Raw genomic sequence first — 25,063 nt, forward strand, 5'->3', positions numbered from 1 at the left:
TCCTCGTCCCGAGACGTCCCCCACTCGTACGAATGACCCCGAGCCCACCACCCGTGCGGCTGGAGTGTCAATGCGGGTGGGTGATCTGCCCCGGATCCGGCAGGAATGCGACCCCTCCCAGTGGGTATGGCTGCGGTGTTCCCCGGCGGCGTTCCGCTGTTGTGCTCCACGCTTCTGACCCACCCTCACCCCCGCCTGCCCGCACGCACGAAGGAGCGCCCGTCCATGGACGACCTGGTCCGACTCGCGGCCCAGCACGGCATCGCCACCTCCTACCGGCCCGCCCCCGACGTCACCGTCGAGGTCCCCGAGGCCACCATCAGAACGATCCTCGGGCTGCTCGGGGTCGTCACCGACGATGCCGAGAGCATCCGGGAGTCCGCCCGGTCGGCCAGCGAGTCGGCCGTCGCCCGGCTGCTGCCGCCCACGGTGGTGCTGTGGCGGGGCGAGCCCGTACCGCCGCTCCCGGCCGGGCTCCCGCCGGGCAGCCGGGTCGTGGTGGTGGCCGAGGACTCGGGCGAGGAGCTCGCCTGGGGCCCCGGACTCCCCCTCGGCGTCCACCGGATCACCGCCGAGGCCCCCGACGGGCGGACCGCCGGGGCGACCCTGGTAGTGGCCCCCGAACGGGCCCCCGCCGCGCCCGAACGCGCCCACGGGCTGCTCGTCCAGCTCTACTCCCTGCTCTCCGAGCGCTCCTGGGGCATGGGCGACCTCGGGGACCTCGCCGAACTCGCCCGCTGGGCGGCCCGGACCCACGGCGCGGACTTCATCCAGGTCAACCCGCTGCACGCGGCCCTGCCGGGAACCCCGACCGACCCCTCCCCGTACCGGCCGTCCTCGCGCCGGTTCCCCGACCCCGTCCACCTGCGGATCGAGGACGTTCCCGAGTACGCCGACTGCCCCGAGCGGGAGGCCCTGGCGGAGCTGGCCCGCCGGGGCGCGGCCCTGCGCCACGAGGTGCTGGAGAAGGGCGCGCTGATCGACCGGGACGCCGTCTGGGCGCTCAAGCGACAGGCCCTGGAGCTGCTGTACGCCGTCCCGCGGAGCCCCGAACGGGACGCGGACTACCGTGCGTTCTGTGCGCAGGGGGGCGCCTCGCTGGACGTCCACGCGGGCCGGCAGGCCTCGCGCACGGGCGAGGACCCGAAGGAGCGCACCGACTTCCACCGCTGGCTGGTCTGGCTGACGGACGGCCAGCTCGTCGCCGCCCAGTGCGCCGCCCTCGGGGCCGGCATGACCGTCGGCATCGTGCACGACCTGGCCGTCGGGGTGCATCCGGGCGGTTCGGACGCCTTCGAGCCGGCCCTCCACGCCCGCCGGGTCTCGGTGGGGGCGCCGCCGGACGCCTTCAACGCGCGCGGCCAGGACTGGGGGCTGCCGCCGTGGCGCCCGGACGTGCTGGCCGGCACCGGCTACGCCGCCTTCCGGGCGCTGCTGCGCGGGGTGTTCCGGTATGCCGGCGCCCTGCGGATCGACCACGTCATGGGCCTCTTCCGGCTCTGGTGGATCCCCGAGGGGACCCCGCCCGCCGAGGGCACGTACGTCTGCTACGACGGCGAGGCGATGCTGGCGGTCCTGGTCCTGGAGGCGCACCGGGCCGGGGCCCCGGTCATCGGCGAGGACCTCGGGACGGTGGAGCCGCACGTGCGCCGGGAGCTGGCCCGGCGCGGGGTGCTCGGCACCTCGGTGCTGTGGTTCGAGCGGGACTGGGAGGGTGCCGGCGGCCCGCTCGCCCCGGAGGCGTGGCGGGCGGACTGCCTGGCCACCGTCACCACCCACGACCTGCCGCCCACGGCCGCCAAGCTCGCCGGCGGCCATGTGGAACTGCGCGACCGGCTCGGCCTGCTGACCCGTCCCGCCGAAGTGGAGCGGGCCGAGGACGCGGCCGACACCGCCGAGTGGCTGGCCCTGCTGGACGGGCTGGGCCTCGACACCAAGGGCGAGGAGGCCGCCGTACAGGCCCTGTACGCCTTCCTGCTGCGCACCCCCGCGCGCCTGGTGGGCGTATGGCTGCCGGACGCGGTGGGGGACCGGCGGCCGCAGAACCTGCCGGGCACCTGGGACCAGTACCCCAACTGGCGGCTGCCGGTCGCCGATGCCGCGGGCCGGCCCCTGACGCTGGAGGAGCTGATGGCCTCGCCCCGGGCGAACGCGCTGTTCAGCGCGGTGCGGGAGGGGGCGGTTCCCCGTACGGCACCCCCGGGCGCGCGCGGCGTTTAGGTGTTCGCTACGTTTGCACCGTGGACAAGAAGAACGCTCTGCGCGCCGGCGCCGTCTCGGCCGGAACGACGCTGATGATGCTGCTGATGACGTCTCCCGCTCTCGCGCTGACCCGCGACGACGGCGACGACCCGGGCCCGGGCCTGAGCATCGGTGAGACGCTCGGCCTCTACGTGGCCCTGCCGCTCGTCATCTTCCTGGTCATCGTGGGCCTCGTGATGGTCCTCGACAAGTCGGACAGGCCGCAGAAGAAGCAGGCCTGACCCGCTGCGGCCCCGCAGGGCCGCAGCCGTACGACCTTCCCGGGCGCCGGGGGTCCGCATCGCCGAACGGTATCGGCCGTGCGTCGACCCCCGGCGCCTCGGTGTGTCCTCAGACACCGGCCATCAGCTTGCGGAGCAGGCCGGTGAGCTGGGCCACCTCCTCGTCGGACAGTCCGGTGAGCGCGGCGCGCTGCACCTCCAGGCCGGCGGTGACGGCCTCGTCGACGAGCGCGAGGCCGCGGTCGGTGATCGTCACCTGGAGGCCCCGGCGATCGTGCGGATCGGGCTTGCGGGACAGCAGCCCGGCCTTCTCCAGCTTGTCCAGCCGCCCCGTCATGCCGCCCGTGGTGAGCATGAGCGTCGCCGAGAGCTGACGGGGCGAGAGCGTGTACGGGGCGCCCGAACGGCGCAGCGTGCCGACGACGTCGAACTCCCCGCGCGAGAGGCCGAAGCGCTGGTAGCGCTCCTCCATCGCGTCGCCCATGGCCTTGGCGATCCGGTAGATGCGTCCGAAGACGGCCATGGGGGCCGTGTCCAGCTCGGGGCGCACGGCGAACCACTGGGCCGTGATCGCGTCGACCGCGTCCTTTTCCTCACTCATGAGCGCAGTATTCCGGTTCCCCCGGATCGTTCGCAAGAAAGTTGCTTGACGATAAGTAGCTTAGCGGTAAGCTACTTGCCAGCAATCGAATCGGGGGAGAGGCCGCCATGGCAGTGTTCAGGAGCAGGACGTCGAAGGCCGGGGAGGCGAAGGTCGCGGGGGAGCGGTCGCTGCTCCTCGGCATCGGAGTCAGCGCGATCGGGATCGGCATGTACGTCCCCTTCTCGCTCGTCTTCTTCCACCACGTCACCGGCCTCTCCTTCACCCTCGTCGGCCTGGTCATGACGGTCACCGGGGTGGCCGGGCTGGCCTTCATGCCCCTGGCCGGCTCGGCCGTCGACCGGTTCGGCGCCAAACGGGTCAACCTGGTGCTCTACGGGATCAGGGCGCTCGGCTTCGCCCTCTATCCCTTCGCGAACTCCCTGCCCGCCTTCGCGGCCGTCGCCCTCGTCACCGCGCTCGCCGACCGCTCCTTCTCCGTCGTGCAGCAGTCCCTGATCGGGGAAGTGGCACGGGGCGCCGCCCGTGACCGGCTCCAGGCGTCCACCCGGGCCCTGCAGAACGCCGGGATGGGCGCGGGCGCCCTCCTCGTCTCCGGAGTGCTGGCGCTGTGGGGCACCGGCGGCTTCACCCACACCGCCTGGGCCAACTCCCTCGCCTTCGCCCTCGCCGGACTGCTCGTCAGCAGGGTCCGCCCGGTTCCGGCCGAGGCGGACGCCACCACCGCCGGGCGGCAGGCCGCCGGTTACCGGATGGTCCTGCGCGACCGTCCCTTCCTGGGGCTTACCGCCGCCAACTTCCTCACCGCGCTGGGCTACGCGGCCCTCTCCGTCCTCTTCCCGCTCTACCTCTCCACGTGGCTGACGGCACCCGACTCCCTCACCGGGGCGGCCTTCACCCTCAACACCGCCCTGTGCGCCGGGATCAGCGTGCTGGTCGCGGGCCGCGTCCGCCGCTCCGGCGCCCGCCGCACCCGCTCCGCCGCCCTCGGCGCCCTGCTCTTCGCCGCCGCCTTCACCGGGCAGATCGTGCTCGGCACCCTGCGTCCCGGCCAGGGCGTAACCCTGGCCGCCCTGCTCGTCATCGTCGTCGTCTACACCCTCGGCGAGCTGGTGCACAGCCCCTCCGGCGGCGCCCTGTCGGTCTCCGCGGCCCCCGAGCCGGTGCGCGGCCGCTACCTGGCCACCTACCAGCTGTCCTACTCGCTGGCCACCGCCCTCGCCCCCTCGCTCTTCACCGCTCTGCTCGCCGTGGACGGCCGGCTGCCCTGGGCCGTCCTGACCGTCGCCGCGCTCGGCGCCGCCCTGGCACTGCTGCGGCTGGAACGGCACCTGCCCGCCGAGGCCGTGCACGCGCAGCCCCCGGCCGCGGCCGTCGGCGCCGCCGCCGCTGCCGACCGCCGTCCGGCCCCCGCCGTCGGCTGAACCGCGCCCCCGGTCCCGACTTCCTCACCCGCACGAGGAGCCACCCGCCATGAAGCGTCTCGCCACCGTCGCCCTGACCGCCCTCGCCCCGATCTCCTGGGGCTCGACCTACGCCGTCGCGTCCGAACTGCTGCCGCCCGACCGGCCGCTGTTCACCGGGGTCATGCGGGCCCTGCCCGCGGGCCTGCTGCTGACCGCCCTGGCCCGCACCCTGCCCAAGGGCGCCTGGTGGTGGAAGTCCGCCGTGCTCGGCACCCTCAACATCGGCGCCTTCTTCCCGCTGCTGTTCCTCTCCGCCTACCGGCTGCCCGGAGGGGTCGCGGCCGTGCTCGGCTCCGCCGGCCCGCTGTTCGTCGTGGGCCTCGCCGCCCTCGTCCTGGGGGAGCGCGCGAGCCTGCGTACCGTACTGGCCGCCGTAATGGGGGCGTTCGGCGTGAGCATGGTCGTCCTCCGGGCCGAGGCGGCTCTCGACCTGGTCGGCGTCGTCGCCGGTGTGGTGTCCTCCGCCTCCATGGCGGCCGGAACCGTCATGACCAAGCGCTGGGGCCGGCCCGAGGGCGTCGGGCCGCTGGCCATGACCGGCTGGCAGCTCACCGCGGGCGGGCTGGTCATCATCCCGGTGGCCGCCCTCGTCGAAGGCGCACCGCCCGCGCTCGACGGGAAGGCCCTCCTCGGCTACGGCTACATGATGCTGATCAACACCGGCATCGCCTACTGGCTCTGGTTCCGCGGCATCGGGCAGCTCGGCGCCACCACGGTCACCCTGCTCGGCCCGCTCTCCCCGCTGACCGCGGCCGTGATCGGCTGGGCCGCCCTCGGGCAGGCGCTCACTCCCGTACAGCTCGTGGGCATGGCGATCGCCTTCGGGGCCACCGTCGCCGGACAGCTGGCGGCCGCCCGCGCCCCACAACCGTTCAGTTCTACTGAAAAGAACGATCGAAACATTTCGATGGACCTGACCAATGGGCGGGTGCGACGGTAGCTCCCTCGACATCAGACCGACCCCGAGGGGGAGACGCACAGTGGCCGTCATGGACCGCGTCCGCACCGTTTCGCACGCCGAACCCGGCAGCACGGGCAAGAAGGGTGCTGCCGGGTTCGGCGTACTCCTCGCCCTGATCGCGACGGTCGTCTGGTCCGGCAGCTTCGTCGCCACCCGCGGCATGGCCGAGACCGTCCCGCCCGTCCAGGCCGTCTTCTGGCGCTGGATCATCGCCCTGCTCGCCGTCGCCCCCTTCGCCGCCCGCCAGGCCTGGCGGCAACGGGCCCTGATCCGGCGCCACCTCGGCTTCGTCGCCCTCGCGTCGCTGTTCGGCGTCGCCCTCTACAACACGCTCGTGCACCAGGCCGGACTGACCACCACGGCCTCCAACATGGGCATGATCATGGCCGCCTCGCCCGTCGTCATGGCCCTCTACGCCCGACTCGGCGGCGAACGCCTCGGCGCCCGACGCACCTTCGGCATGTTGCTCGCCGCCTTCGGAGTGCTGCTGCTCGTCGGCGACGGCTCGATCGGCTTCGACTTCGGCGCCGGCGACCTGTGGATGTTCGCCGCCGCCCTCTCCTTCGCCACGTACAGCGCCCTGCTCAAGCGCAAGCCCGCCGAACTCGGCGGACTGGCCTTCCTGATCACCACATTCGTCCTCGGCGCGCTGATGCTGGCCCCGGCCTACGCCGTCTCCCTCCACGTCCAGGGCGGCTTCGAGACGACGGCCGGCACGGTCGGACCACTGCTCTACGTCGGGGTGTTCTCCTCGGCCGTCGCCTTCTTCGCCTGGAACAAGGCCGTCTCCGTCATCGGGGCCGCCCGCGCGGGAGTCGTCTACTACCTCCAGCCGGTGTGTGCGGCGGGGCTCGGCCTGCTGCTCCTGGGCGAGCCGACCGGACCGGCCCAGCTGCTCTGCATGGCGCTGATCCTCGGCGGGGTCGGGCTGGGAAGTGCCCGGCGGTAGGTTCGGGCCCATGACCGAGTGGGACATCAAGAAGCTGCGGATCCTGCGGACCCTCGCCGAACAGGGGACCGTGACCCGGGCGGCCGAGGCGCTCCACATGACGCCCTCGGCCGTGTCGCAGCAGTTGACGAACCTCGCCCGGCAGCTGGGGGTGGTGCTGCTGGAGGCGCAGGGCCGCCGGGTCCGCCTCACCGACGCCGCCCACCTCGTGCTGCGGCACGCGGAGGCGGTGTTCGCGCAGCTGGAGCAGGCCGACGCGGAACTGGCGGGCTACCTCGCCGGGGACGCGGGCGAGGTGCGGGTCGGCGCGTTCTCCACCGCCGTGCCCGCGCTGGTGGTCCCGGCGGTGGCGGAACTGCGCAGGGCCCACCCGGGCGTGGAGGTACGGGTCCGGGAGACCGAGGCCGCGGAGTCCTACGAACTCCTCTCGGCCGGGGGCGTGGACCTGGCGCTGTCGCTGGCCGCCCACGCACCGACCGCGCGGGACCGGAGGTTCACCCGGGTCACCCTGATGGAGGACCCGCTGGACGTGGCGCTCCCGCCCGGGCACCCCCTGCGGGACGCGGCCGACCTGCGGCTGGCGGACCTGTCCGGGGACCCGTGGATCTACGGGGGCAGCGGACCGTGGTCGGAGATCGCCCGGGGCGCGTGCGAGGCGGCGGGCTTCGTGCCCGAACAGGCCCACTCGGCATCGGGCTGGACCGCGATCCTGGCCATGGTCGAGGCGGGGATGGGCGTGGCCCTGGTCCCCCGGATGGTGTCGAGCCGGGCCTCGGGGGTGGCGGTACGGGTGCTGTCGCGGGACCGGCCGACGCGGCACGTGATCGCGGCGGTACGGCGCGGAGCCGAATCCGCTCCCGCGGTGGCGCACGTCCTCACGGCCCTGCGCGAGGTGGCGTCGGCCCGGCGGTGACCCCGTCGGGCCGGGCCGCAGGCACCGAGCGCGAGCGGGGCACGCCGCTGCGCGGAGCCTTCTCCCCGCCCCGCCCCGCCCCTTCTCCGTTTCCCGGGCGCTGCCCGGACCCCGTATGTGCGCTGTGCGCCCGTGCCCTCAATCGCCGGGCGGGCTGGAAAATCCAGCCCGCCGGCGATTGAGGCGCGGGGGCGGGCCCCCGTAACGAGCCCGCGCCCTTAGACCTGAGCGGCAGCGGTGGCGTCGGCCGCCTGGGCCTTCAGAGCGCGCTCGACGCCCGCGCGGGACTCCGACACCAGACGCCGCAGCGCGGCGTTGGGCTCGGCCGAGGCCAGCCACGCGTCCGTCGCGTCCAGGGTCTCCCGCGAGACCTGGAGCGCCGGGTACAGGCCCACCGCGATCTGCTGGGCGATCTCGTGGCTGCGGGTGTCCCAGACCTCCTTGACGGAGGCGAAGAACTTCTCCGTGTACGGGGCCAGCAGCTCGCGCTGGTCGGTCTGGACGAAGCCGCCGATCACCGCCTCCTGCACCGCGTTCGGCAGGTCGCCGGACTCCACCACCGAGGCCCAGGCCGCCGCCTTGGCCTCCGCCGTCGGGCGGGCCGCCCGGGCCGTCGCCGCGTGCCGCTCGCCGGCCGCCGTCGCGTCCCGCTCCAGCTCCGCCGCGATGGCCGCCTCGTCGGCCACGCCCGTCGCGGCGAGCCGCTCCAGGAACGTCCACCGCAGCTCGGTGTCGACGGCCAGGCCCTCGATGACGGCCGAGCCGTCCAGCAGCGCCGACAGGTACGCCAGCTGCTCCTCGGTGCGGGCGGTGGCCGCGAAGGCCCGCGCCCACGCCAGCTGGTGGTCGCCGGCCGGCTCCGCCGCCCGCAGGTGCTCCAGGGTGGCCCCGGTCCAGGCCGCCAGGCCCTCCTCGCGCCACGCCGGGTCGGCGTACAGGTCGACGGCCAGCTTCACCTGGCGGTGCAGCGACTGGACGACGCCGATGTCGGACTCCTTGCCGATGCCCGAGAGCACCAGCGAGAGGTAGTCGCGGGTGGCGAGCTCGCCGTCACGCGTCATGTCCCAGGCCGAGGCCCAGCACAGGGCGCGCGGCAGGGACTCCGTGAAGTCGCCGATGTGCGCGGTGACCGCGGCGAGGGAGGCCTCGTCCAGGCGGACCTTCGCGTACGACAGGTCGTCGTCGTTCAGCAGGACCACCGTCGGGCGGGTACGGCCCACCAGCTCCGGCACCGTGGTCAGCGCGCCGTCGATGTCCAGCTCGATCCGGTCGGTGCGCACGAGCGCCCCGTCCCGGAGCTCGTACAGGCCCACCGCGATGCGGTGCGGGCGCAGCGTGGGCTCGCCCTTGGCACCGGCGGGCAGCGCGGGCGCCTCCTGGCGGATGCCGAAGGCGGTGATCACGCCGTCGGCGTCGGTGCTGATCTCGGGGCGCAGGACGTTGATGCCGGCCGTCTCCAGCCACGCCTTCGACCAGGCGGTCAGGTCGCGGCCCGAGGTCTCCTCCAGGGCGCCCAGCAGGTCCGACAGGCGGGTGTTGCCGAAGGCGTGCGCCTTGAAGTAGGCCTGCACGCCCTTGAAGAAGGCGTCCGTGCCGACGTAGGCGACGAGCTGCTTGAGCACCGAGGCGCCCTTGGCGTACGTGATGCCGTCGAAGTTGACCATGACGTCGTCGAGGTCACGGATGTCGGCCATGATCGGGTGCGTGGACGGCAGCTGGTCCTGCCGGTACGCCCACGTCTTCATGGAGTTGGCGAAGGTGGTCCACGCGTGCGGCCACTTCGAGCCCTCCGCGTACGCCTGGCACGCGATCGAGGTGTAGGTGGCGAAGGACTCGTTCAGCCACAGGTCGTTCCACCACTCCATGGTGACGAGGTCGCCGAACCACATGTGGGCGAGCTCGTGGAGGATGGTCTCCGCGCGCACCTCGTACGCGGCGTCCGTCACCTTCGAGCGGAAGACGTACTGGTCGCGAATGGTGACCGCGCCCGCGTTCTCCATCGCGCCCGCGTTGAACTCCGGCACGAAGAGCTGGTCGTACTTGGCGAACGGGTAGTCGTAGGCGAACTTCTCCTGGAACCAGTCGAAGCCCTGCCGGGTCACGTCGAAGATCTCGTCCGCGTCGAGGAACTCGGCGAGCGAGGGCCGGCAGTAGATGCCGAGCGGCACGGACCGGCCGTCGGGGCCCTCGTAGGAGCTGTGCACCGAGTGGTACGGGCCGACGATCAGCGCCGTGATGTACGAGGAGATCCGCGGGGTCGGCTCGAAACGCCAGACGTTGTCCTTGACGTCCGCGGGCTCCGGCGTCGGGGAGTTCGAGATGACCGTCCAGCCCTCGGGGGCCGTCACGGTGAATTGGAACGTGGCCTTCAGGTCGGGCTGCTCGAAGCTGGCGAAGACCCGCCGCGCGTCCGGCACCTCGAACTGGGTGTAGAGGTAGGCCTGCTGGTCGACCGGGTCGACAAAACGGTGGAGGCCCTCACCGGTGTTGGTGTACGCGCAGTCCGCGACGACCCGCAGCTCGTTGGCCCCGGCCGCGAGGTGCGCCAGGGCGATCCGGGAGTCGCGGAAGACGGCGGCGACGTCGAGCGACTTTCCGTTGAGGACGACCTCGTGGACCGCCGGAGCGACCAGGTCGATGAAGGTCTCCGCCCCTGCCTCGGCCGACTGGAAGCGCACGGTGGTCACGGACGGGTAGGTCCCGCCCTCCTGCGCACCGCTGAGATCGAGTTCGATCTCGTACGAGTCGACGGTGAGCAGCTTCGCACGCTGCTGAGCCTCTTCACGGGTGAGGTTCGTGCCTGGCACGCGGTCATCTCCTTCGATGGTGACGTTGCCCGGACATCCTTCCACGGGGTGAGGGTGTCCTGCTCTCGGAATACTTTCGACTGACCTGCCCGCACTGTCACCCGGTGGGGTGAGGTTTCAGCCGTACCCACCTGTGGATATAAGTTCAGCCTTAAGTTCGCGGAATGTGGGAGATCATCCTGGTGGCGGGAGACAAAGCGGGCCGCTGGAGTCGCTGGTACGAGGAGAACATCCCGGTCGCCGAGCGGCGCTACGAGCAGTACGTGGCCGGCAAGGAAAGAGGAGGCACAGGGTGAAGGGACGTTCGTGGCGGGAGGTGCGCGCCGAGGCGCTGCAACGGCAGCCGCTCCTCGGGACCGCCGACGCCGAAGAGCAGAGGGCTCAGGTGAGGGCCGAGAACACCGCGCGGATCCGGGGGTACGAGCTCGCCGGGCTCCGGCGCTCCGCCGGGCTCACCCAGGCCGACGTCGCGGCCGCTCTGGGCCTCAGTCAGGCGCGCGTCTCGCAGATCGAGCACGGCCAGGTGGACAGCCTCGACGTCCTGCGGGCGTACGCGGCTGTACTCGGCGGTGAGGTGTCCGTCACCGTCCAGCGCGGCGACGTCACCGTGAAGGTCGCCTGACCCCGGGAAACGCCGGAGGGCGGGCGCTCTGCGGCGCCCGCCCTCCGGGTCGTGCCGGGTGCGGGGTCAGCCGCGCAGTTCCTCGGCGACCAGCTCCGCGATCTGGACCGCGTTCAGCGCGGCGCCCTTGCGGAGGTTGTCGTTCGACACGAAGAGCGCGAGGCCGTTCTCCACCGTCTCGTCGACGCGGATGCGGCCCACGTACGAGGCGTCCTGGCCGGCGGCCTGGAGCGGGGTCGGGATCTCGGAGAGCTCCACGCCGTCCGCGTCCTTCAGCAGCTCGTAGGCGCGCTCGACGCTGATCGGGCGGTCGAAGCGGGCGTTGATCTGGAGGGAGTGGCCGGAGAAGACCGGCACGCGCACGCAGGTGCCCGAGACCTTGAGCTCCGGGATTTCGAGGATCTTGCGGGACTCGTTGCGGAGCTTCTGCTCCTCGTCGGTCTCGAAGGAGCCGTCGTCGACGATCGAGCCTGCGAGCGGGAGCACGTTGAAGGCGATCGGACGCTTGTAGACGCCCGGCTCGGGGAAGTCGACGGCACCGCCGTCGTGGACCAGCCCGGTCGCGCCCTCGGAGACGGCCTTGACCTGGCCGTCGAGCTCGGCCACACCGGCCAGGCCGGAGCCGGACACGGCCTGGTAGGTGGTGGCGATCAGCGCGGTCAGGCCGGCCTCGTCGTGCAGCGGGCGCAGCACCGGCATCGCCGCCATGGTGGTGCAGTTCGGGTTCGCGATGATGCCCTTGGGGCGGTTCTTGATCGCGTGCGGGTTGACCTCGGAGACGACGAGGGGGACCTCGGGGTCCTTGCGCCAGGCGGAGGAGTTGTCGATGACCACGGCGCCCTGCGAGGCGACCTTCTCGGCCAGGGCCTTCGAGGTGGCGCCGCCGGCGGAGAAGAGCACGATGTCCAGGCCGGAGTAGTCGGCCGTGGAGGCGTCCTCGATCGTGATCTCGCGGCCCTCCCACTCGATCGTCGAGCCGGCGGACCGGGCCGAGGCGAACAGGCGCAGCTCGTCCACCGGGAACTTGCGCTCGGCGAGGATGCTGCGCATGACTGCGCCGACCTGACCGGTGGCTCCGACGATTCCGACCCTCACGGTGACTCCTTCTGCTCCGTACGACGCGGGCGCGCGTGAGGCCATCATGCGTTCGACCCCACGCGCCTTGTCCAATCTATTGTCCGAGGAACGGACGGTGTTCTGAATGTGAACACCCATGACGTGTGCGTGGCGGCCGTGTTTCACGCCCCCTGAGCGACCGTTTTGCCTGATCGGGACCGGTTGGTGTCCTGTCTGTCGCGTCCGCTATCCGGACATGATCGACTTCAGGCCGAAACAAGGACTCGCATACGCGGTCGGCACCTGCGCCCGAGGGGGAACGGCCCGAGGGGGCGGTGCTCGTCGGAGCGCCGCCCCCTCGGGGTTTCCCTGCGGAAGGTGCTACGGGAGGACCTTCTCGATCTGCACGCTGCCGGTGCCGGCGGCGGTGCCGCGGGCGTTGAGCAGCTCGACCTGGCCGAAGAACTGACGGCCTTCGGGGGCCGCGCTGGTGACCAGGACGTTCGCCGAGACCTGCGCGGTGGCGCCGGTGGCGAGGTTCACCGCGGCGGCCTCGTCGACCTGGACGGAGCCCAGGGCGGCCGAGAAGAACACGTCACGGTAGTCGTACGTGGTGGAGCCGGCCGGGACCGCGTAGCCGAACACCTTGACGGTGTAGGTGCCCGCGGCCGGGTTCACCAGGCTCACGGCCTCCTCGGAGTCGCCGTCGGCGGAGGAGCCGACCTTGACGCCGTCCTTGTAGACCTCCAGGTCGAGGTCGGCGGCGGTGTCGGACACCTTGCCGATCGCGACGTCGAGGCGGGAGGTGCCGGCCGGGACCGCGATCTCGGTGGTGTGGGTCTCACCGTCCGCGATGGTCGGCTTGGCGACCTTCGCGGAGCCGAGCGGGCCGCCCTTGAGCTTGCCGCCGGTGATGGCCGCGCCGCCGTTCTTGACGCTCCACTGGACCGGGGCCGGGGTGCCCTGCTTCACCTCGGGCAGGACCTTGACCGCGGGGTCGAAGGCCGCGCCGAGCACGGAGACGTCCAGCGTGAACGGGTTGTCGAGGACCGGCGACGTACGACGGGCCTCGACCTCGATCTCCCAGACGCCCGGCGTCGGCTCGGGGTACGAGCGCACGTCGGGGCGGCAGGTGTTGGCCGGGTTGTTGTAGTTCGGGTAGCAGTTGATGGTGGACGTGGGGTCCACCGGCACGCCGTACGGGTGGATCGCGATGAAGCGCGTCTGGGCGCCGGCCGCGAGACCGCCGAGGGCGACCTCCAGGCTCTTGGCGCCGGGCGGCACGGTCACGAAGTACGACTTGTGCGAGTTGCGCTCCACGGTGGAGGACTGCGACAGGGAGAACGCCGGCGCGGCCAGGGGGGCGGAAGCCACGACGGTCGTCAGGATCTGCTTGTCGATGCCCTCGGTGGTCTCGTCGTCCAGCTGCAGGATGCCGCTGTGGACGCCGGCCGTCTTGGCCTTGGCCTCGACCTTGATGGTGACGGGCTTGTTCAGCGGCAGCGTGACGTAGTCGTAGCCGCCGATGATCTTGAAGGTGCCGTCGTTGTTGCGCCAGCTCAGGTCGTGCCGGGTGCCGTACTTGACGCCGGTGGTGCGGGTGACGACGACGTTGTAGACCTTCTTCTGGCCGACCTTGAGGCCGCCCTCGCGGTCGTACAGGCCGGTGCCGAAGCCCGGGGTCTTCAGGAACTGGTCGATCGCGGTGTCGACGGGGGCCTTGACCGTGAACTCGTTGGCCTTGGCGTCGCGCTGGATGGACTCCCACGCGCCCTCGACGTCGATCAGACCGGAGCCCTGCGCGTGCGCCGGGACGCCGTCGATCTTCTTCGCGGAGCTGGTCAGCGCGACCCGCAGGGAGGCCGGGGTCAGCTTGATGCCCTGCTGCTTCGCGGCCGAGATCAGCAGCGCGCTCGCGCCCGCCGCCTGCGGCGAGGCCATCGAGGTGCCCTGGAGCATGCCGTAACCGGCCGGCAGGCTGTAGCCGGCCTCCTTCACCGGCGCGCCGGGCAGCCAGGTCTGGATGGTGTTGATGGCCGCGCCGGGGGCGCTGATGGTCGGCGTGAAGCCGCCGTCCTCACGCGGACCGCGCGAGGAGAAGGGGAACATGTTGTACTTCGTGGTCACGCCGGAGCCGTAGTTGGCGGCCCACGTCTCCTTGGAGACCGAGGCGCCCACGGAGATGACCTTGTCCGCGAGGGCCGGGTCGCCGATGGTGTTCACACCCGGACCGGAGTTGCCGGCCGAGATGACCAGCTGGACGCCGTAGGTGTCGACGAGGTTGCGGTAGAGCTCGGCGCGCGCGTTGTTGCCGTCGTTCAGCGCCGGCAGGCCGCCGATCGACATGTTGACGATGTCCACGCCGCGGTTGACGACGAGGTCGATCATGCCCTCGGTCAGCGCGATGTTGGTGCAGCCGCCGGACCAGGAGCAGGCGCGCGAGGAGACGAGCTTGGCGCCGGGCGCCTCACCGTTCATCTTGCCGCCGAAGAGGCTGTTGGCGGCGGTGATGCCGGCGACGTGCGTGCCGTGCTCGGACTCGATGATGCCGATGTTGACGAAGTCGGCCTTCTTGCCGACCCAGTCCCCGCCCAGCGGGTCCATCGGGACGTCCTTGCGGATCTCGATCACGAACGGGATCCGCTCGACGACCTCGGTCGCCGGGTTGTCCGTGCCGAAGTAGCCGATCTGGTAGCCGTCCTTGTACGGCTTCATCGGCTCGTTGTTCGTGAAGTCGCCGTCCTGGTCGGTGTCGACGCGGACGGTGCCGGCGGCGGCGTCGTAGAGCATGCCGAACCGGTCGGTGGTGTCCCCGTCCCGGTTGACGTCGCCCGCCATGTCACCGTTGGCGGTGATCGACTCGCTGAACCGGCTCCACTGGAAGCTGCCCTCGGGCGCCTTCCAGCTCTGGCCGCCCGCGGTGAAGGTGCCGCCCGCGGAGGTGACCGGGGTGATCTGGGCGCGCCAGGTGCCGTCGTTGTCGGTGATCGGGTCGGTGGCCGTCACCCAGTCGACGATCTTGCGCTCGCCGGTGGTGGTCTTCTGCAGGGCCGGGTGGCCGAGGTCGACACCCGAGTCCATGATGCCGATGGTCACGCCGCGGCCGTCGGCCTGCGGGTTGTTCTCGACGAAGTCGACCGCACCGGTCTCGAAGGACGGGTTGTACGGGTTCTTCGCCGGGGTGTTCCCGTCCGGCGCCGCGTACGTCTGGGCCGCGGTCTTCTTGGCCGTGCCGCCCTCCCGGCCGGCGTCCGGCCGCGGGTCCGGCAGCTGGATCTCGTGACGCAGGTCGATGCCGTGCACCGAGGACAGCTTGGCGGCCGCCTTCAGCGCGGCCTCGGCCTTGCCCGTCGGCAGGGTGGCGCGCACGTAGCCGAGGTTGTCGTACGTCCGGCCGACGGAGGCGCCCTGGACGGCGTCCAGCTGGTCGGCGACCTGCTTGGTCTGGCCGGGGGCGGTCGCGACCATCACGGTGACGTTCGCGTCACCCTTGGCCTTGGCCTCCTGGAGCAGCTCGACGTCGGCCGAACCGAGCTTCTGGTCGGCGGACTTGACCGCGGGCGTGGTGCCCGGGGTGTCCGCGCCGGCGGCCGCGAACGCGGGCCCGGCGCCGGTCGCCGCGAGGGCGGCGACCAGGCCGGCCGCGGCCGCGACGCGGGCGACGCGTCTTGCCCCGGATATGGAACTGGGGGATTCGAGGGTCATCAGCATCCCTGGTAAGTGAAAGATACGGTCCGGATTTCGGTGCCGGATGACCGGTCAGCTTTCCTCAATCGACAGGTCTTTGGGGAGGGGTGTCATCGACCGAGACCTGTCGTGGCGGACATCCGCCAGTGCGGGACTTCCGCCAGTGAGGCCGTATCCGGGCACAGTGGTGCGAACCACAGGGGCTGAAGAGTTGATTTATCGACTTAGTGGCCCCAAGTCGGCACCGGAGCGGTGTCGTTCCCCGGTGCGGGTGTGACAGATTTCGAGCGGTCAGCGCTCGCGCGTGCGCGCGTAGTGGCGCGAGGCCTTCGCCCGGTTTCCGCAGGCGGACATGGAGCACCAGCGCCGGGTTCCGTTGCGCGAGGTGTCGTGGAAGTGCAGGACGCAGGTCTCGGAGGCGCACTTGCGGATCCGGTCGGGCGCGGAGTCCAGCAGCTCCAGGTAGTTCCGGGCGGCCGTCCAGGCCGGACCCCAGGTGCGGTCGTCGAACTCGGCGCGCTCGCCCGGGCCTTCGGCCGTCAGGGTGGCGCGGATGCGCCCGTGCTCCAGTACGGCGTCGACCAGGGCGCGCGCGCTCTCGTCGGAGGGGTCGGCGACCGCCCGGGCGAGTGCCTCGCGCGCGGTCATCAGGTGGACGAGGGTCGAGGCGTCGGCCCGGAAGCGGCCGGCCAGTCCGGCGGACTCCAGCCAGACCGCGAGCCCCTCGACCCGGCTCAGTCCGAAGGCCCCGGCGAAGAGGTCGACGGGCTCGCCCTCCTGCATCCAGCGCGTGTTCAGCAGGTCGAGGGCGATCGGCTCCCCGGTCAGGGGCCGCGGGTCCGCCGTCGTCATGTCCGTCTCCTCGCTCGCTAACCCCTCAAGGGTACGTGAGTGGTTGACGCCCTCCACTCTAACCTTTAAATTGGATTTAGAAGGTTAGAACTCATGGAACGGCCCCTGGGGAAGGACCCGTCATGACCACCGTCATCAGTACGCTCCGCACCGGACACGTCGGCCTGAACGTCACCGACCTGGAGCGCTCGCTCGACTTCTACCGGGACGCCCTCGACTTCCAGGTGCTGGGGGAGGGCAAGGAGGAGGACCGCCGTTACGCCTTCCTCGGCCGGGACGGCGAGCTCGTCCTCACGCTCTGGCAGCAGGCCGACGGCGCCTTCGAGCCGGCCGCGGCCGGTCTGCACCACCTGGCGTTCTCGGCCGGCGCCGTCGAGGAGGTGCGCGCGTACGAGGAGCGGCTGCGCGGCCTCGGCGTCGACTTCGCCTACGAGGGCGTCGTCGCGCACGGCGAGGGCGCGGCCTCCGGCGGCATCTTCTTCCACGACCCCGACGGCACCCGTCTGGAGATCTCCGTACCGACCGGCGCCGAGGATGCCCCCGCTCCCATCGCGGGGGCGCCGACCTGCGGGTTCTTCTGATGGGCAGCGTCTACCACTGGGGGTCACTGGCGGTGCAGGAGCGGGTCGGCGTGCGCGGGCCGGCCGAGCACGTCGGCCGCTCGATCGGTACGGGCATCCGCGACGTCGCTGCGGCCTTCCTGGAACTCCAGCCGCACCTGGTCGTCGGGGCCGCCGACGACACCGGGCGGATGTGGGCCTCCTTGCTCACCGGGCCGCCCGGCTTCGTACGGGCCACCGGGGCGCACCGGGTCGCCGTCACGGGCGGACCGCCCGTCGGCGACCCGCTCGCCCGGGCGCTGGCCACGGCCGGGACCCGGGTCGGGACCATCGCGCTCGACCCGCGCACCCGGCGCCGGATGCGGCTGAACGGAACCCTCACGGCGACCCCGCGCGGCTTCGCCGTCGAAGCCGAGCAGGTCTTCGCCAACTGCCCGAAGTACCTGCAGCAGCGGCAGCCGCTGGAACTGGTCGCCGAGGGGGCCGGCGTGGTGCGCCGCGGGGACACGCTGACCCCGGGCCAGGTGCGTACCGTCCGGGGCGCCGACACCTTCTTCGTCGCCACCACGGCGGAGGGGGACGGTGTCGACGCGAGCCACCGCGGCGGCCTGCCGGGCTTCGTGGAGGTGCTCTCCCCGGTCGAGCTGTCCTGGCCGGACTACGCCGGGAACGCGATGTTCCTGACCCTGGGGAACCTGATGACCGACCCGCGGGCCGGGCTGCTCTTCCCGGACTGGGAGAGCGGGGCCGTCCTCCAGCTCAGCGGCCGGGCCCGGACGGAGTTCGCGCCCGACGGCGGCCGCCGCACCCGCTTCCGGGTGGAATCGGTGGTGGAGGGCGTGCATCCGGGGCGGCTGCTGTGGAGCACCCCGGAGTACTCCCCTCACCTGGGGAGCACCACCAGGTAGGCGGCGGGCTCGCGGTCGTCGGACGCCGTCAGGGCGGTCCGGACGACCGCGGCCTGCTGCTCGGGCCAGTCGCGGAGCTTGCGCGGGGTGATGTGGAGGACGGTCACCCCGAGCCGCTCCAGCGTCTCGCGCTTGCGCACGGTCTCGGACCACTCCTCGTCCTCGCCCTGGCGCGGGGCACGGGTGTCGATCTCCACGGCCACGGAGTGCTCGGGCCAGTACGCGTCGACCCCGCCGAGGTGCGGGCCGCCGGGGATCCGCAGGTCCACGTTCCAGAGGGGGTCGGGGAGTCCGTAGCCGCGCACGAGGTGGTACAGCCGGTCCTCGGCGATGGCCCGGCCCTCCGCCAGGAGGGACTCGACGGCGTCGACCACATGCGGCCGGTTCAGCAGCCGGGCCACCGTCAGCTCCCGTACGACGGCACTCGGTTCGCAGTGCCCGCCGCGGACGGCCTCGCTCAGCAGCCGGCGTACGGTGCCGGCGTCGGAGAGCTGCGCGACGGCGTCCGCGACCGCCCGGGCGACGGGCGCGACGGGCAGCCCGGTGACCTCCTGGGAGCGGGGTGCGGTGTGCGCGCGCACGATCCGCACGTCACCGGTGGACCGGAGCCTCCGGATGCCCGGCACCAGCACGTCGATGCGCGGGAGGGCGAGCAGCGAGGGCGCGGAGGCGAAGCGGTACAGGGCCAGGGCCGCCAGTCCGGTGATCATGGCCTCGCCCCCGCCGCGCCGGCCCGCGTACAGCAGCGCGGCGTGCAGCCGTTCCTCGCTGGTCGCCGGCCCGGGGTGGAGCAGGAACACACCTGGCAGGATCTGCTGCCAGTCCCGCTCGGCGGCCTCGGAGGCGCTCACGCCGTGCTCGCGCAGCTGTGCGAGGGTCAGCACGCGGGGGCGGTTGACGGTGAGGTGGGCGAGGGGGAGGGGCGCGTTGTGGTTCATGACGCGGTGATTCCCTCAGGCCATGGCCTTGCTAACCCCTGTTACACGCTCGTCGGCAAATCCGGACAAGCCGGGGCTAAAGTACGGGCGTTCGACTGCCGATGGGGTGCGCCCGTACGGGGGACACGGCCCGCGCCGCCGGCACCGGGGCTCCGCCCCGGACCCCGTGCCGCACACGCCGGCGGGGCTGGGTCTTCAGCCCGTCCGGCGTGTGCGGACCAGGGGTCGGGGGCGGGCGCCGACAGGGTTGCCGCAGGTCAGCCGGCCGCCGCGTCGCACCGCTGGGCGGCAAGGGCCCTGGCCAGGTCGTCGCGGGACTCCAGCACCAGACGGCGCAGGGCCGGGGCGGCGTTCTCGTGCCCGGCCAGCCACGCGTCCGTGGCCTCCAGCGCGGCGGCGTCGCCCTGCAGCGAGGGGTAGAGCCCCCTGACGATGTCCATCGCGATCTGGATCGACCGGTCCGCCCACACCCGCTCGATCACCTCGAAGTAGCGCCCCGCGTGGGCTGCCAGCAGGCCCCGCTGCGAAGGCTGCTGCATGCCCGCGATCGTCGCCTCCACCAGCGCGTTGGACAGCGCGTCCGACTCGACCACCGCCGCCCACGCCTGGTCCTTCACCGCCTGCGAGGGGCGTGCAGCCAGGCACCGGACCTGGTGCCGCTTGCCCGACGCGGTGTCGTCCCGGGCCAGTTCGGCGGCGATGACGCCCTCGTCCACCGCCCCGTGCGCGGCCAGCGGCAGCAGGAAGTCCCAGCGCAGCTCCTGGTCCACGTCGAGCCCGTCGATCCGCGCCGACCCCTCCAGCAGCCCCAGCAGCAGCTGGAAGTCGCCCTCCGTCGCCGCGCTCGCCGCGAAGAACCGCGCCCAGGTCAGCTGGGCCTCCGACCCCGGCTCCGCCACCCGCAGCTCGTGCAGCGCACCGGCCGCCAGGTCCCGGCCGCCCTGCTCGCGCCGGTCCGGCGCCGTGTAGTGGGTGACCGCGGTCTGCGCCTGCGCGTGCAGCTGCTGCAGGACGCCGACGTCCGTCTCCCGGCCCGCGTGCGCCAGGACCAGCGAGACGAAGTCGCGCGCCGGCATCAGGCCGTCCCGCGTCAGGTTCCACAGCGCCGACCAGCTCAGCGCACGTGCCAGAGGATCCGTCAGATCGCCCAGGTGCCCGCGCAGCGTGGCCAGCGAACCCTCGTCCAGCCGGATCTTGCAGTACGTGAGGTCCTCGTCGTTGACCAGGACCAGGTCGGGCCGGTCCTGCCCGGCCAGCTCCGCGATCACCGAACGGGCGCCACAGACGTCCGCCTCGGCCCGCGCGTAGCGGACCAGCGCACCGTCCGGCTCCAGCCGGTACAGGCCGACGCCGACCCGGTGCGGCCGCAGCTCGTCGCCCTCCTGCACGACGGCGAGCTCGGTGATCCGCCCCGCCGCGTCGTAGGTCACCACCGGGGTCAGCGCGTTCACGCCCGCCGTCTGGAGCCAGGCCCGCGACCACTCGGACATGTCCCGGCCGGACACCTCGCCGAGCACCGACAGCAGGTCGTCCAGCGTGGTGTTCCCGTACGCGTTGGCCTTGAAGTAGCGGCGCGCGCCCTCCAGGAACGCCTCCCGGCCGACGTAGGCGACCAGCTGCTTGAGCACCGCCGCGCCCTTGGCGTAGGTGATGCCGTCGAAGTTCAGCTTCGCGTCCTCCAGGTCACGGATGTCGGCCGTGATCGGGTGCGTGGACGGCAGCTGGTCGGCGCGGTAGGCCCACGCCTTGCGGTTGTTGGCGAAGGTCACCCACGCCTGGTCGAAGCGGGTGGCCTCGACGAGTCCGAAGGAACCCATGAAGTCCGCGAAGGACTCCTTCAGCCACAGGTCGTCCCACCACTTCATGGTGACCAGGTCGCCGAACCACATGTGCGCCATCTCGTGGAGGATCACGTTCGCGCGCCGCTCGTACGAGGCCTGCGTGACCTTGCCGCGGAAGATGTACTCCTCCCGGAAGGTCACCATTCCCGGGTTCTCCATGGCGCCCAGGTTGTACTCCGGCACGAAGGCCTGGTCGTACTTCCCGAAGGGGTAGGGGTAGTCGAAGATCTCGTGGAAGAGGTCGAAGCCCTGCTTGGTGACGAGGAAGACGTCGTCCGCGTCGAAGTGCCTGGCCAGCCCCTTGCGGCACATCGCGCCCAGCGGGATGGTCAGGTCCCCGCGGGTGTAGGTGTCCGTCACGTAGTGGTAGGGACCCGCCACCACGCAGGTGATGTACGTGGAGATCGGCGCGGTCTCGGCGAACCGCCACACGGAGCCCTCGCGGGACTCCTCGGCGCCGTTGCTCCACACCTGCCAGCCCTCGGGCGCGGTCACCTCGAAGCGGTAGGGCGCCTTCAGGTCCGGCTGCTCGAAGTTCGCGTACACCCGCCGGGCGTCGGCCGGCTCGTACTGCGTGTAGAGGTAGACCTCGCCGTCCTCCGGGTCCACGAAGCGGTGCAGGCCCTCACCCGTCCGGCTGTAGGCGCAGTTCGCGTCGACCACCAGGACGTTCTCGGAGGCCAGGTCGGCCAGGGCGATGCGCGACCCGTCGAAGACGGCGGCCACGTCCAGCGCCCGCCCGTTGAGCGTGACGGAGTTCACCGAAGGGGCGATCAGGTCCGCGAAGGTGGCGCCGCCGGGGACCGCGGCCCGGAAGCGGACCGTCGTCACCGAACGGAAGGTCCGCGGGCCCTCCGCCGGCTCGGTCTCGTCCACCGCCGACCTGATGTCGAGGGCGACCTCGTACCCGTCGACGGACAGCAGCTCGGCCCGCTCGCGGGCCTCCTCGCGGGACAGATTCTCTCCGGGCACCTGCACTCCTTCGTGCGTGATCGCGTTCTTGGGTCGAATCCTCGCACGGGGGGAATGCGCGCGACGGTGTCCTGGTTGGCCACGGGGAACATGGGCCGTTGCCGCCTTTTCCCGCCCGAGAACGACACCGAGGAGAGACATGACCGAGACCCAGGTGCGCGAGAAGACCCCGGTCGACTTCTGGTTCGACCCGCTCTGCCCTTGGGCCTGGATGACGTCCCGTTGGATGCTGGAGGTCGAGAAGGTCCGCGACGTCGAGGTGCGCTGGCACGTGATGAGCCTCGCCGTCCTGAACGAGAACAAGCTCGACGAGCTTCCCGAGGTCTACCGCGAGCTGCTCGGCCCCAAGGGCTGGGCCCCCGTTCGCGTCGTCATAGCCGCCCAGCAGAAGCACGGCGACGAGATCACCGGCAAGCTCTACACCGCGCTCGGCACCCGCATCCACAACGAGGACAAGGGCCCGACCCGCGAGGTCATCGCCGAGGCGCTGGCCGAGGTCGGCCTGCCGGCCGAGCTGCTCGCGTACGCCGACTCCGACGAGTACGACGAGGTGCTCCGGGCCTCGCACAACGACGGCATCGACCGCGTGGGCCAGGAGGTCGGCACCCCGGTGATCTCCGTTCCGGGCGCCGACGGCGAGGGCGACGTCGCCTTCTTCGGCCCGGTGGTCACCCCGACCCCGCGCGGCGACGCCGCGGCCCGGCTGTGGGACGGCACCCTGCTCGTCGCCTCCACGCCCGGCTTCTACGAGATCAAGCGCACCCGCACCAAGGGCCCGTCCTTCGAGTAGTCCGTACGTCCGCACCTGACACAGAAGACCCCCGTGAGTCACGTCCTCACGGGGGTCTTCCGCTGGACACCCCGGCCAGTGAAGGTTGAGAAGACGATCACGAGGCTGGGGGCACCTCCCGGCGGTAGCTGGGGGAGGGCTCGGGGGTGCGATCAGCCCTTGACGGGGATCAGCAGCGGGGTGTTGGCCTTGGCGTCGGCGTAGCGCTTGGAGACGTCCTGCCAGTTGACGACGTTCCACATCGCCTCGATGAAGTCCACCTTCTGGTTCTTGTACTGCAGGTAGAAGGCGTGCTCCCAGGCGTCGAAGACCAGGATCGGGGTGCTGGCGACACCCACGTTGCCCTGGTGGTCGTAGACCTGCTCGACGACGAGGCGGCCGCTGACGGGTTCGTACGCGAGCACGCCCCAGCCGGAGCCCTGGGTCGCGGAGGACGCGAAGGTCAGCTGCTTCTTGAACTTCGCGAAGGAGCCGAAGGACTCGGTGATCGCGTCGGCCAGGTCGCCCAGGCCGTCGGCCGCGGTGGGCTCGCCGCCGCCCTCGCCGGTCTTCGGGCTGGCCATGTTGTGCCAGTAGATGCTGTGCAGGATGTGCCCGGAGAGGTGGAACGCGAGGTTCTTCTCGAGGCCGTTGAGCGCGCCCCAGTTCTCCTTGTCGCGTGCCTCCGCCAGCTGCTCCAGCGTGTTGTTGGCGCCCGTGACGTAGGCCGCGTGGTGCTTGTCGTGGTGCAGCTCGATGATCTGCGGGTTGATCACCGGCTCCAGCGCCGCGTAGTCGTACGGAAGCTCAGGAAGCGTGTAGATGGCCATGCGTGTTGTCCGGTCCCCTCGGCGTGCCAATCGCTTATTGCAATTAATGCGCAACTGCACGCTAGCAGTATCTATTCCTCCTCACACGTAAGGGTCACCTCTGTAAAACGCAGGTGGGCCCCGTGCGTTCGCACGGGGCCCACCTGCGGTCGAGGCGCTGTCAGCGGGCGGCGGGCGCCCTGCGCTGCAGCAGGTATCCGGTCACGGCGAGGGCGACGGTGAGCCCGCCGGTGAAGACCACCTGGACCCGGGTGTCCTCACCCAGCGCCATCAGCACCAGGACCCCGGCCACCCCGGCCAGCGCGACCCAGGTCAGGTACGGGAAGCCCCACATCCGCACGACGAGCTTCTCGGGGGCCTCGCGTTCCAGCCGGCGGCGCAGCACGAACTGCGAGACGGCGATGAAGCCCCAGACCACGAGGATGACGCCGCCGACCATGTTCAGCAGCCAGGCGAACAGGGTGTCCGGGTACCAGTACGACAGCAGCACGGTGACGAAGCCGAAGCCGGAGGAGGCGAGCACCGCCCGGCGCGGCACGCGGCCGGTGACCTTGCCCAGCGCCTTGGGACCCTGGCCGCGGGAGACGAGCGAGTAGGCCATGCGGGAGGAGCCGTAGATGTTGGCGTTCATCGCGGACAGCAGCGCGATCAGGATGACCACGTTCATGATCTCGCCGGCCGCCGGGATGCCCAGGTGGTCCAGGGTGGCCGCGTAGGGGCCGTCCTCCGTGACCTTCGGGTCGCTCCACGGCAGCAGGGTCACGATGACGAGCATCGAGCCGACGTAGACGACGGCGATGCGCCACATGGTGGTCCTCACGGCCCTGGCCACGCCCTTGACCGGGTCCTGCGACTCGGCGGCCGCGATGGTGACCGTCTCCAGGCCGCCGTACGCGACGACCGAGGCCAGCAGGCCGACCAGCAGGCCGTCGACCCCGTTGGGCAGGAAGCCGCCGTCGTGCAGCAGGTTGGCGGTGCCGGGCGCGCCGGCAGAGGGCAGCAGGCCGAGGACGGCCAGTGCGCCGAGGCCCAGGAAGAGGCCGATGGCGCCGATCTTGAGCGCGGCGAACCAGAACTCGAACTCGCCGAAGTTCGAGACGGCGGCCAGGTTGGAGCCGCAGAACAGCGCCATGAAGACCAGCACCCACATCCACGACGGGGTGCCCGGGAACCAGCCCGTCATGATGTGCGCCGCGCCGATGGCCTCGATGGCCACGCCCACGCACAGCAGCGTCCAGAACATCCAGCCGGCGGTGAACCCGGCCCACGGGCCGATCGCCCGCTCGGCGTGCACCGAGAAGGAGCCGGAGGCGGGGTTGGCGGCGGACATCTCGCCGAGCATCCGCATCACGAACATCACCAGCAGTCCGGACGCGGCGTAGGCGAGCACGATCGAGGGGCCCGCCGCGGCGATGCCGGCTCCGGAGCCGACGAAGAGTCCGGCGCCGATGACACCGCCGAGGGCGATCATCGAGAGGTGGCGCTGCTTGAGGCCGTTGCCGAGCGGGGATCCGGCGTCGGTCCGCGGCGCTTCGTGCGGTGTCAGGGTGCTCTGGCTCATTGCGGGTGTGCCTGTCCGGTTGTGCGGGGGGACGTGATGAGGTGCCCCAGTCTCACCTCTGTCCGATCTTCGGATGATCGCTGTCCGATATTCGGACGGCCGAATGACCGGCCGTGATCACACCCGTACGCTGCCGACAGGACGCGGGTGACGCGACGACAGGGGAGGGGGCCGGGTCGGCGCGCCCCAGAAGGTCGTCGCCGCCGCCGTGCTGCACCTGGCCTCGCCCGCGGCTCGCTGGAGCTCGGGCACCGTGCTCGACGTCAACGGAGCCCCGTACCTGCGCA

Annotated in this window: 20 protein-coding genes; 11 read left to right on the forward strand and 9 right to left on the reverse strand. The window is 71.7% G+C overall.

The genetic code is table 11. The features are described 5' to 3' along the window. Positions 1 to 225: 225 nt before the first annotated feature. Complete coding sequence (locus tag ACIPXC_RS06280) at positions 226 to 2,220, forward strand: 4-alpha-glucanotransferase (RefSeq protein WP_401614039.1); 1,995 nt, start codon at positions 226 to 228, stop codon at positions 2,218 to 2,220. Between the two features lie 20 nt (positions 2,221 to 2,240). Beyond that, complete coding sequence (locus ACIPXC_RS06285; RefSeq protein WP_401614041.1) at positions 2,241 to 2,483, forward strand: hypothetical protein; 243 nt, start codon at positions 2,241 to 2,243, stop codon at positions 2,481 to 2,483. 109 nt (positions 2,484 to 2,592) lie between these two features. On the opposite strand, the gene ACIPXC_RS06290 is transcribed toward ACIPXC_RS06285, so the two are convergent. Beyond that, a complete protein-coding gene (locus tag ACIPXC_RS06290) occupies positions 2,593 to 3,084 on the reverse strand; it encodes a MarR family winged helix-turn-helix transcriptional regulator (RefSeq protein ID WP_401614043.1) in 492 nt (163 codons plus the stop codon). 107 nt (positions 3,085 to 3,191) lie between these two features. Between ACIPXC_RS06290 and ACIPXC_RS06295 the strand changes: the two genes are divergently transcribed. The 4 genes from ACIPXC_RS06295 to ACIPXC_RS06310 are packed head-to-tail and all read left to right on the forward strand — an operon-like array spanning position 3,192 to position 7,373. Next, positions 3,192 to 4,508 (forward strand): MFS transporter, encoded by a 1,317-nt coding sequence (locus ACIPXC_RS06295; RefSeq protein ID WP_401614045.1) that lies wholly within the window; start codon positions 3,192 to 3,194, stop codon positions 4,506 to 4,508. A gap of 49 nt (positions 4,509 to 4,557) precedes the next feature. Continuing rightward, positions 4,558 to 5,490 carry an EamA family transporter gene (locus ACIPXC_RS06300; protein ID WP_401614047.1) on the forward strand — a complete coding sequence of 311 codons (933 nt, stop codon included), beginning with the start codon at positions 4,558 to 4,560 and terminating at the stop codon, positions 5,488 to 5,490. Between the two features lie 49 nt (positions 5,491 to 5,539). Continuing rightward, entirely contained in the window at positions 5,540 to 6,460 is a 921-nt protein-coding gene (locus ACIPXC_RS06305; RefSeq protein WP_401614049.1) for a DMT family transporter, read from the forward strand. Between the two features lie 10 nt (positions 6,461 to 6,470). Next, the gene (locus ACIPXC_RS06310) at positions 6,471 to 7,373 is read left to right on the forward strand and encodes a LysR family transcriptional regulator (RefSeq protein WP_401614051.1); all 903 of its coding nucleotides are present in this window, start codon (positions 6,471 to 6,473) and stop codon (positions 7,371 to 7,373) included. Between the two features lie 218 nt (positions 7,374 to 7,591). On the opposite strand, the gene pepN (ACIPXC_RS06315) is transcribed toward ACIPXC_RS06310, so the two are convergent. After that, positions 7,592 to 10,180: an aminopeptidase N gene (pepN, locus tag ACIPXC_RS06315; protein ID WP_401614053.1), complete on the reverse strand. Its 2,589-nt coding sequence runs from the start codon at positions 10,178 to 10,180 to the stop codon at positions 7,592 to 7,594. A 164-nt stretch (positions 10,181 to 10,344) separates the two neighbouring features. On the opposite strand from pepN (ACIPXC_RS06315), the gene ACIPXC_RS06320 reads away from it, so the two are divergent. Together ACIPXC_RS06320 and ACIPXC_RS06325 are read left to right on the forward strand one after the other, a co-directional pair. Then, positions 10,345 to 10,476, forward strand: a complete 132-nt coding sequence (locus tag ACIPXC_RS06320; RefSeq protein ID WP_401614055.1) for a hypothetical protein — start codon at positions 10,345 to 10,347, stop codon at positions 10,474 to 10,476. Further along, the gene (locus ACIPXC_RS06325) at positions 10,473 to 10,802 is read left to right on the forward strand and encodes a helix-turn-helix domain-containing protein (RefSeq protein ID WP_046774885.1); all 330 of its coding nucleotides are present in this window, start codon (positions 10,473 to 10,475) and stop codon (positions 10,800 to 10,802) included. Before ACIPXC_RS06320 ends, ACIPXC_RS06325 begins: the two co-directional genes overlap by 4 nt. A 66-nt stretch (positions 10,803 to 10,868) precedes the next feature. Here the strand turns inward: ACIPXC_RS06325 and ACIPXC_RS06330 are convergent, their stop codons facing one another. The 3 genes from ACIPXC_RS06330 to ACIPXC_RS06340 all read right to left on the reverse strand — a co-directional run bounded on the left by ACIPXC_RS06330 (position 10,869) and on the right by ACIPXC_RS06340 (position 16,397). Continuing rightward, positions 10,869 to 11,897 carry an aspartate-semialdehyde dehydrogenase gene (locus ACIPXC_RS06330; protein ID WP_401614058.1) on the reverse strand — a complete coding sequence of 343 codons (1,029 nt, stop codon included), beginning with the start codon at positions 11,895 to 11,897 and terminating at the stop codon, positions 10,869 to 10,871. Positions 11,898 to 12,239: 342 nt separating this feature from the next. Then, complete coding sequence (locus ACIPXC_RS06335; protein WP_401614059.1) at positions 12,240 to 15,563, reverse strand: S8 family serine peptidase; 3,324 nt, start codon at positions 15,561 to 15,563, stop codon at positions 12,240 to 12,242. Positions 15,564 to 15,836: 273 nt separating this feature from the next. Then, complete coding sequence (locus ACIPXC_RS06340) at positions 15,837 to 16,397, reverse strand: CGNR zinc finger domain-containing protein (protein ID WP_401614061.1); 561 nt, start codon at positions 16,395 to 16,397, stop codon at positions 15,837 to 15,839. Positions 16,398 to 16,519: 122 nt separating this feature from the next. On the opposite strand from ACIPXC_RS06340, the gene ACIPXC_RS06345 reads away from it, so the two are divergent. Both ACIPXC_RS06345 and ACIPXC_RS06350 read left to right on the forward strand, forming a co-directional pair. Further along, the gene (locus ACIPXC_RS06345; protein ID WP_401614063.1) at positions 16,520 to 16,978 is read left to right on the forward strand and encodes a VOC family protein; all 459 of its coding nucleotides are present in this window, start codon (positions 16,520 to 16,522) and stop codon (positions 16,976 to 16,978) included. Continuing rightward, a complete protein-coding gene (locus ACIPXC_RS06350) occupies positions 16,978 to 17,865 on the forward strand; it encodes a pyridoxamine 5'-phosphate oxidase family protein (RefSeq protein WP_401614065.1) in 888 nt (295 codons plus the stop codon). The genes ACIPXC_RS06345 and ACIPXC_RS06350 overlap by 1 nt, the downstream gene beginning before the upstream one ends. Here ACIPXC_RS06350 and ACIPXC_RS06355 read toward each other — a convergent pair. Both ACIPXC_RS06355 and pepN (ACIPXC_RS06360) read right to left on the reverse strand, forming a co-directional pair. After that, positions 17,841 to 18,803 carry a hypothetical protein gene (locus tag ACIPXC_RS06355; protein WP_401614067.1) on the reverse strand — a complete coding sequence of 321 codons (963 nt, stop codon included), beginning with the start codon at positions 18,801 to 18,803 and terminating at the stop codon, positions 17,841 to 17,843. The genes ACIPXC_RS06350 and ACIPXC_RS06355 overlap by 25 nt on opposite strands. Positions 18,804 to 19,060: 257 nt before the next feature. After that, complete coding sequence (gene pepN, locus ACIPXC_RS06360; RefSeq protein ID WP_401614069.1) at positions 19,061 to 21,616, reverse strand: aminopeptidase N; 2,556 nt, start codon at positions 21,614 to 21,616, stop codon at positions 19,061 to 19,063. Between the two features lie 139 nt (positions 21,617 to 21,755). Here pepN (ACIPXC_RS06360) and ACIPXC_RS06365 point away from each other — a divergent pair, with 139 nt between their 5' ends. Next, complete coding sequence (locus ACIPXC_RS06365) at positions 21,756 to 22,406, forward strand: DsbA family protein (RefSeq protein WP_401614071.1); 651 nt, start codon at positions 21,756 to 21,758, stop codon at positions 22,404 to 22,406. A gap of 152 nt (positions 22,407 to 22,558) precedes the next feature. Here the strand turns inward: ACIPXC_RS06365 and ACIPXC_RS06370 are convergent, their stop codons facing one another. Then, positions 22,559 to 23,215 (reverse strand): superoxide dismutase, encoded by a 657-nt coding sequence (locus tag ACIPXC_RS06370; protein ID WP_030958438.1) that lies wholly within the window; start codon positions 23,213 to 23,215, stop codon positions 22,559 to 22,561. 160 nt (positions 23,216 to 23,375) lie between these two features. Then, positions 23,376 to 24,776: an amino acid permease gene (locus ACIPXC_RS06375; protein WP_401614074.1), complete on the reverse strand. Its 1,401-nt coding sequence runs from the start codon at positions 24,774 to 24,776 to the stop codon at positions 23,376 to 23,378. Positions 24,777 to 25,063 lie beyond the last annotated feature (287 nt).

It is taken from the genome of Streptomyces sp. NPDC090021, from assembly GCF_044748225.1.
Taxonomy (GTDB): Bacteria; Actinomycetota; Actinomycetes; order Streptomycetales; family Streptomycetaceae; genus Streptomyces.

What these genes read in the sequence shown, in the direction of transcription:
- ACIPXC_RS06310 (WP_401614051.1), top strand. Translation starts at nt 6,471, where the DNA reads ATGACCGAGTGGGACATCAAGAAGCTGCGGATCCTGCGGACCCTCGCC.
- ACIPXC_RS06300 (WP_401614047.1), top strand. Translation starts at nt 4,558, where the DNA reads ATGAAGCGTCTCGCCACCGTCGCCCTGACCGCCCTCGCCCCGATCTCC.
- ACIPXC_RS06280 (WP_401614039.1), top strand. Translation starts at nt 226, where the DNA reads ATGGACGACCTGGTCCGACTCGCGGCCCAGCACGGCATCGCCACCTCC.
- ACIPXC_RS06355 (WP_401614067.1), bottom strand. Translation starts at nt 18,803, where the DNA reads ATGAACCACAACGCGCCCCTCCCCCTCGCCCACCTCACCGTCAACCGC.
- ACIPXC_RS06295 (WP_401614045.1), top strand. Translation starts at nt 3,192, where the DNA reads ATGGCAGTGTTCAGGAGCAGGACGTCGAAGGCCGGGGAGGCGAAGGTC.
- ACIPXC_RS06290 (WP_401614043.1), bottom strand. Translation starts at nt 3,084, where the DNA reads ATGAGTGAGGAAAAGGACGCGGTCGACGCGATCACGGCCCAGTGGTTC.
- ACIPXC_RS06375 (WP_401614074.1), bottom strand. Translation starts at nt 24,776, where the DNA reads ATGAGCCAGAGCACCCTGACACCGCACGAAGCGCCGCGGACCGACGCC.
- ACIPXC_RS06350 (WP_401614065.1), top strand. Translation starts at nt 16,978, where the DNA reads ATGGGCAGCGTCTACCACTGGGGGTCACTGGCGGTGCAGGAGCGGGTC.
- ACIPXC_RS06305 (WP_401614049.1), top strand. Translation starts at nt 5,540, where the DNA reads ATGGACCGCGTCCGCACCGTTTCGCACGCCGAACCCGGCAGCACGGGC.
- ACIPXC_RS06365 (WP_401614071.1), top strand. Translation starts at nt 21,756, where the DNA reads ATGACCGAGACCCAGGTGCGCGAGAAGACCCCGGTCGACTTCTGGTTC.
- ACIPXC_RS06335 (WP_401614059.1), bottom strand. Translation starts at nt 15,563, where the DNA reads ATGACCCTCGAATCCCCCAGTTCCATATCCGGGGCAAGACGCGTCGCC.
- ACIPXC_RS06340 (WP_401614061.1), bottom strand. Translation starts at nt 16,397, where the DNA reads ATGACGACGGCGGACCCGCGGCCCCTGACCGGGGAGCCGATCGCCCTC.
- ACIPXC_RS06370 (WP_030958438.1), bottom strand. Translation starts at nt 23,215, where the DNA reads ATGGCCATCTACACGCTTCCTGAGCTTCCGTACGACTACGCGGCGCTG.
- ACIPXC_RS06345 (WP_401614063.1), top strand. Translation starts at nt 16,520, where the DNA reads ATGACCACCGTCATCAGTACGCTCCGCACCGGACACGTCGGCCTGAAC.
- ACIPXC_RS06320 (WP_401614055.1), top strand. Translation starts at nt 10,345, where the DNA reads ATGTGGGAGATCATCCTGGTGGCGGGAGACAAAGCGGGCCGCTGGAGT.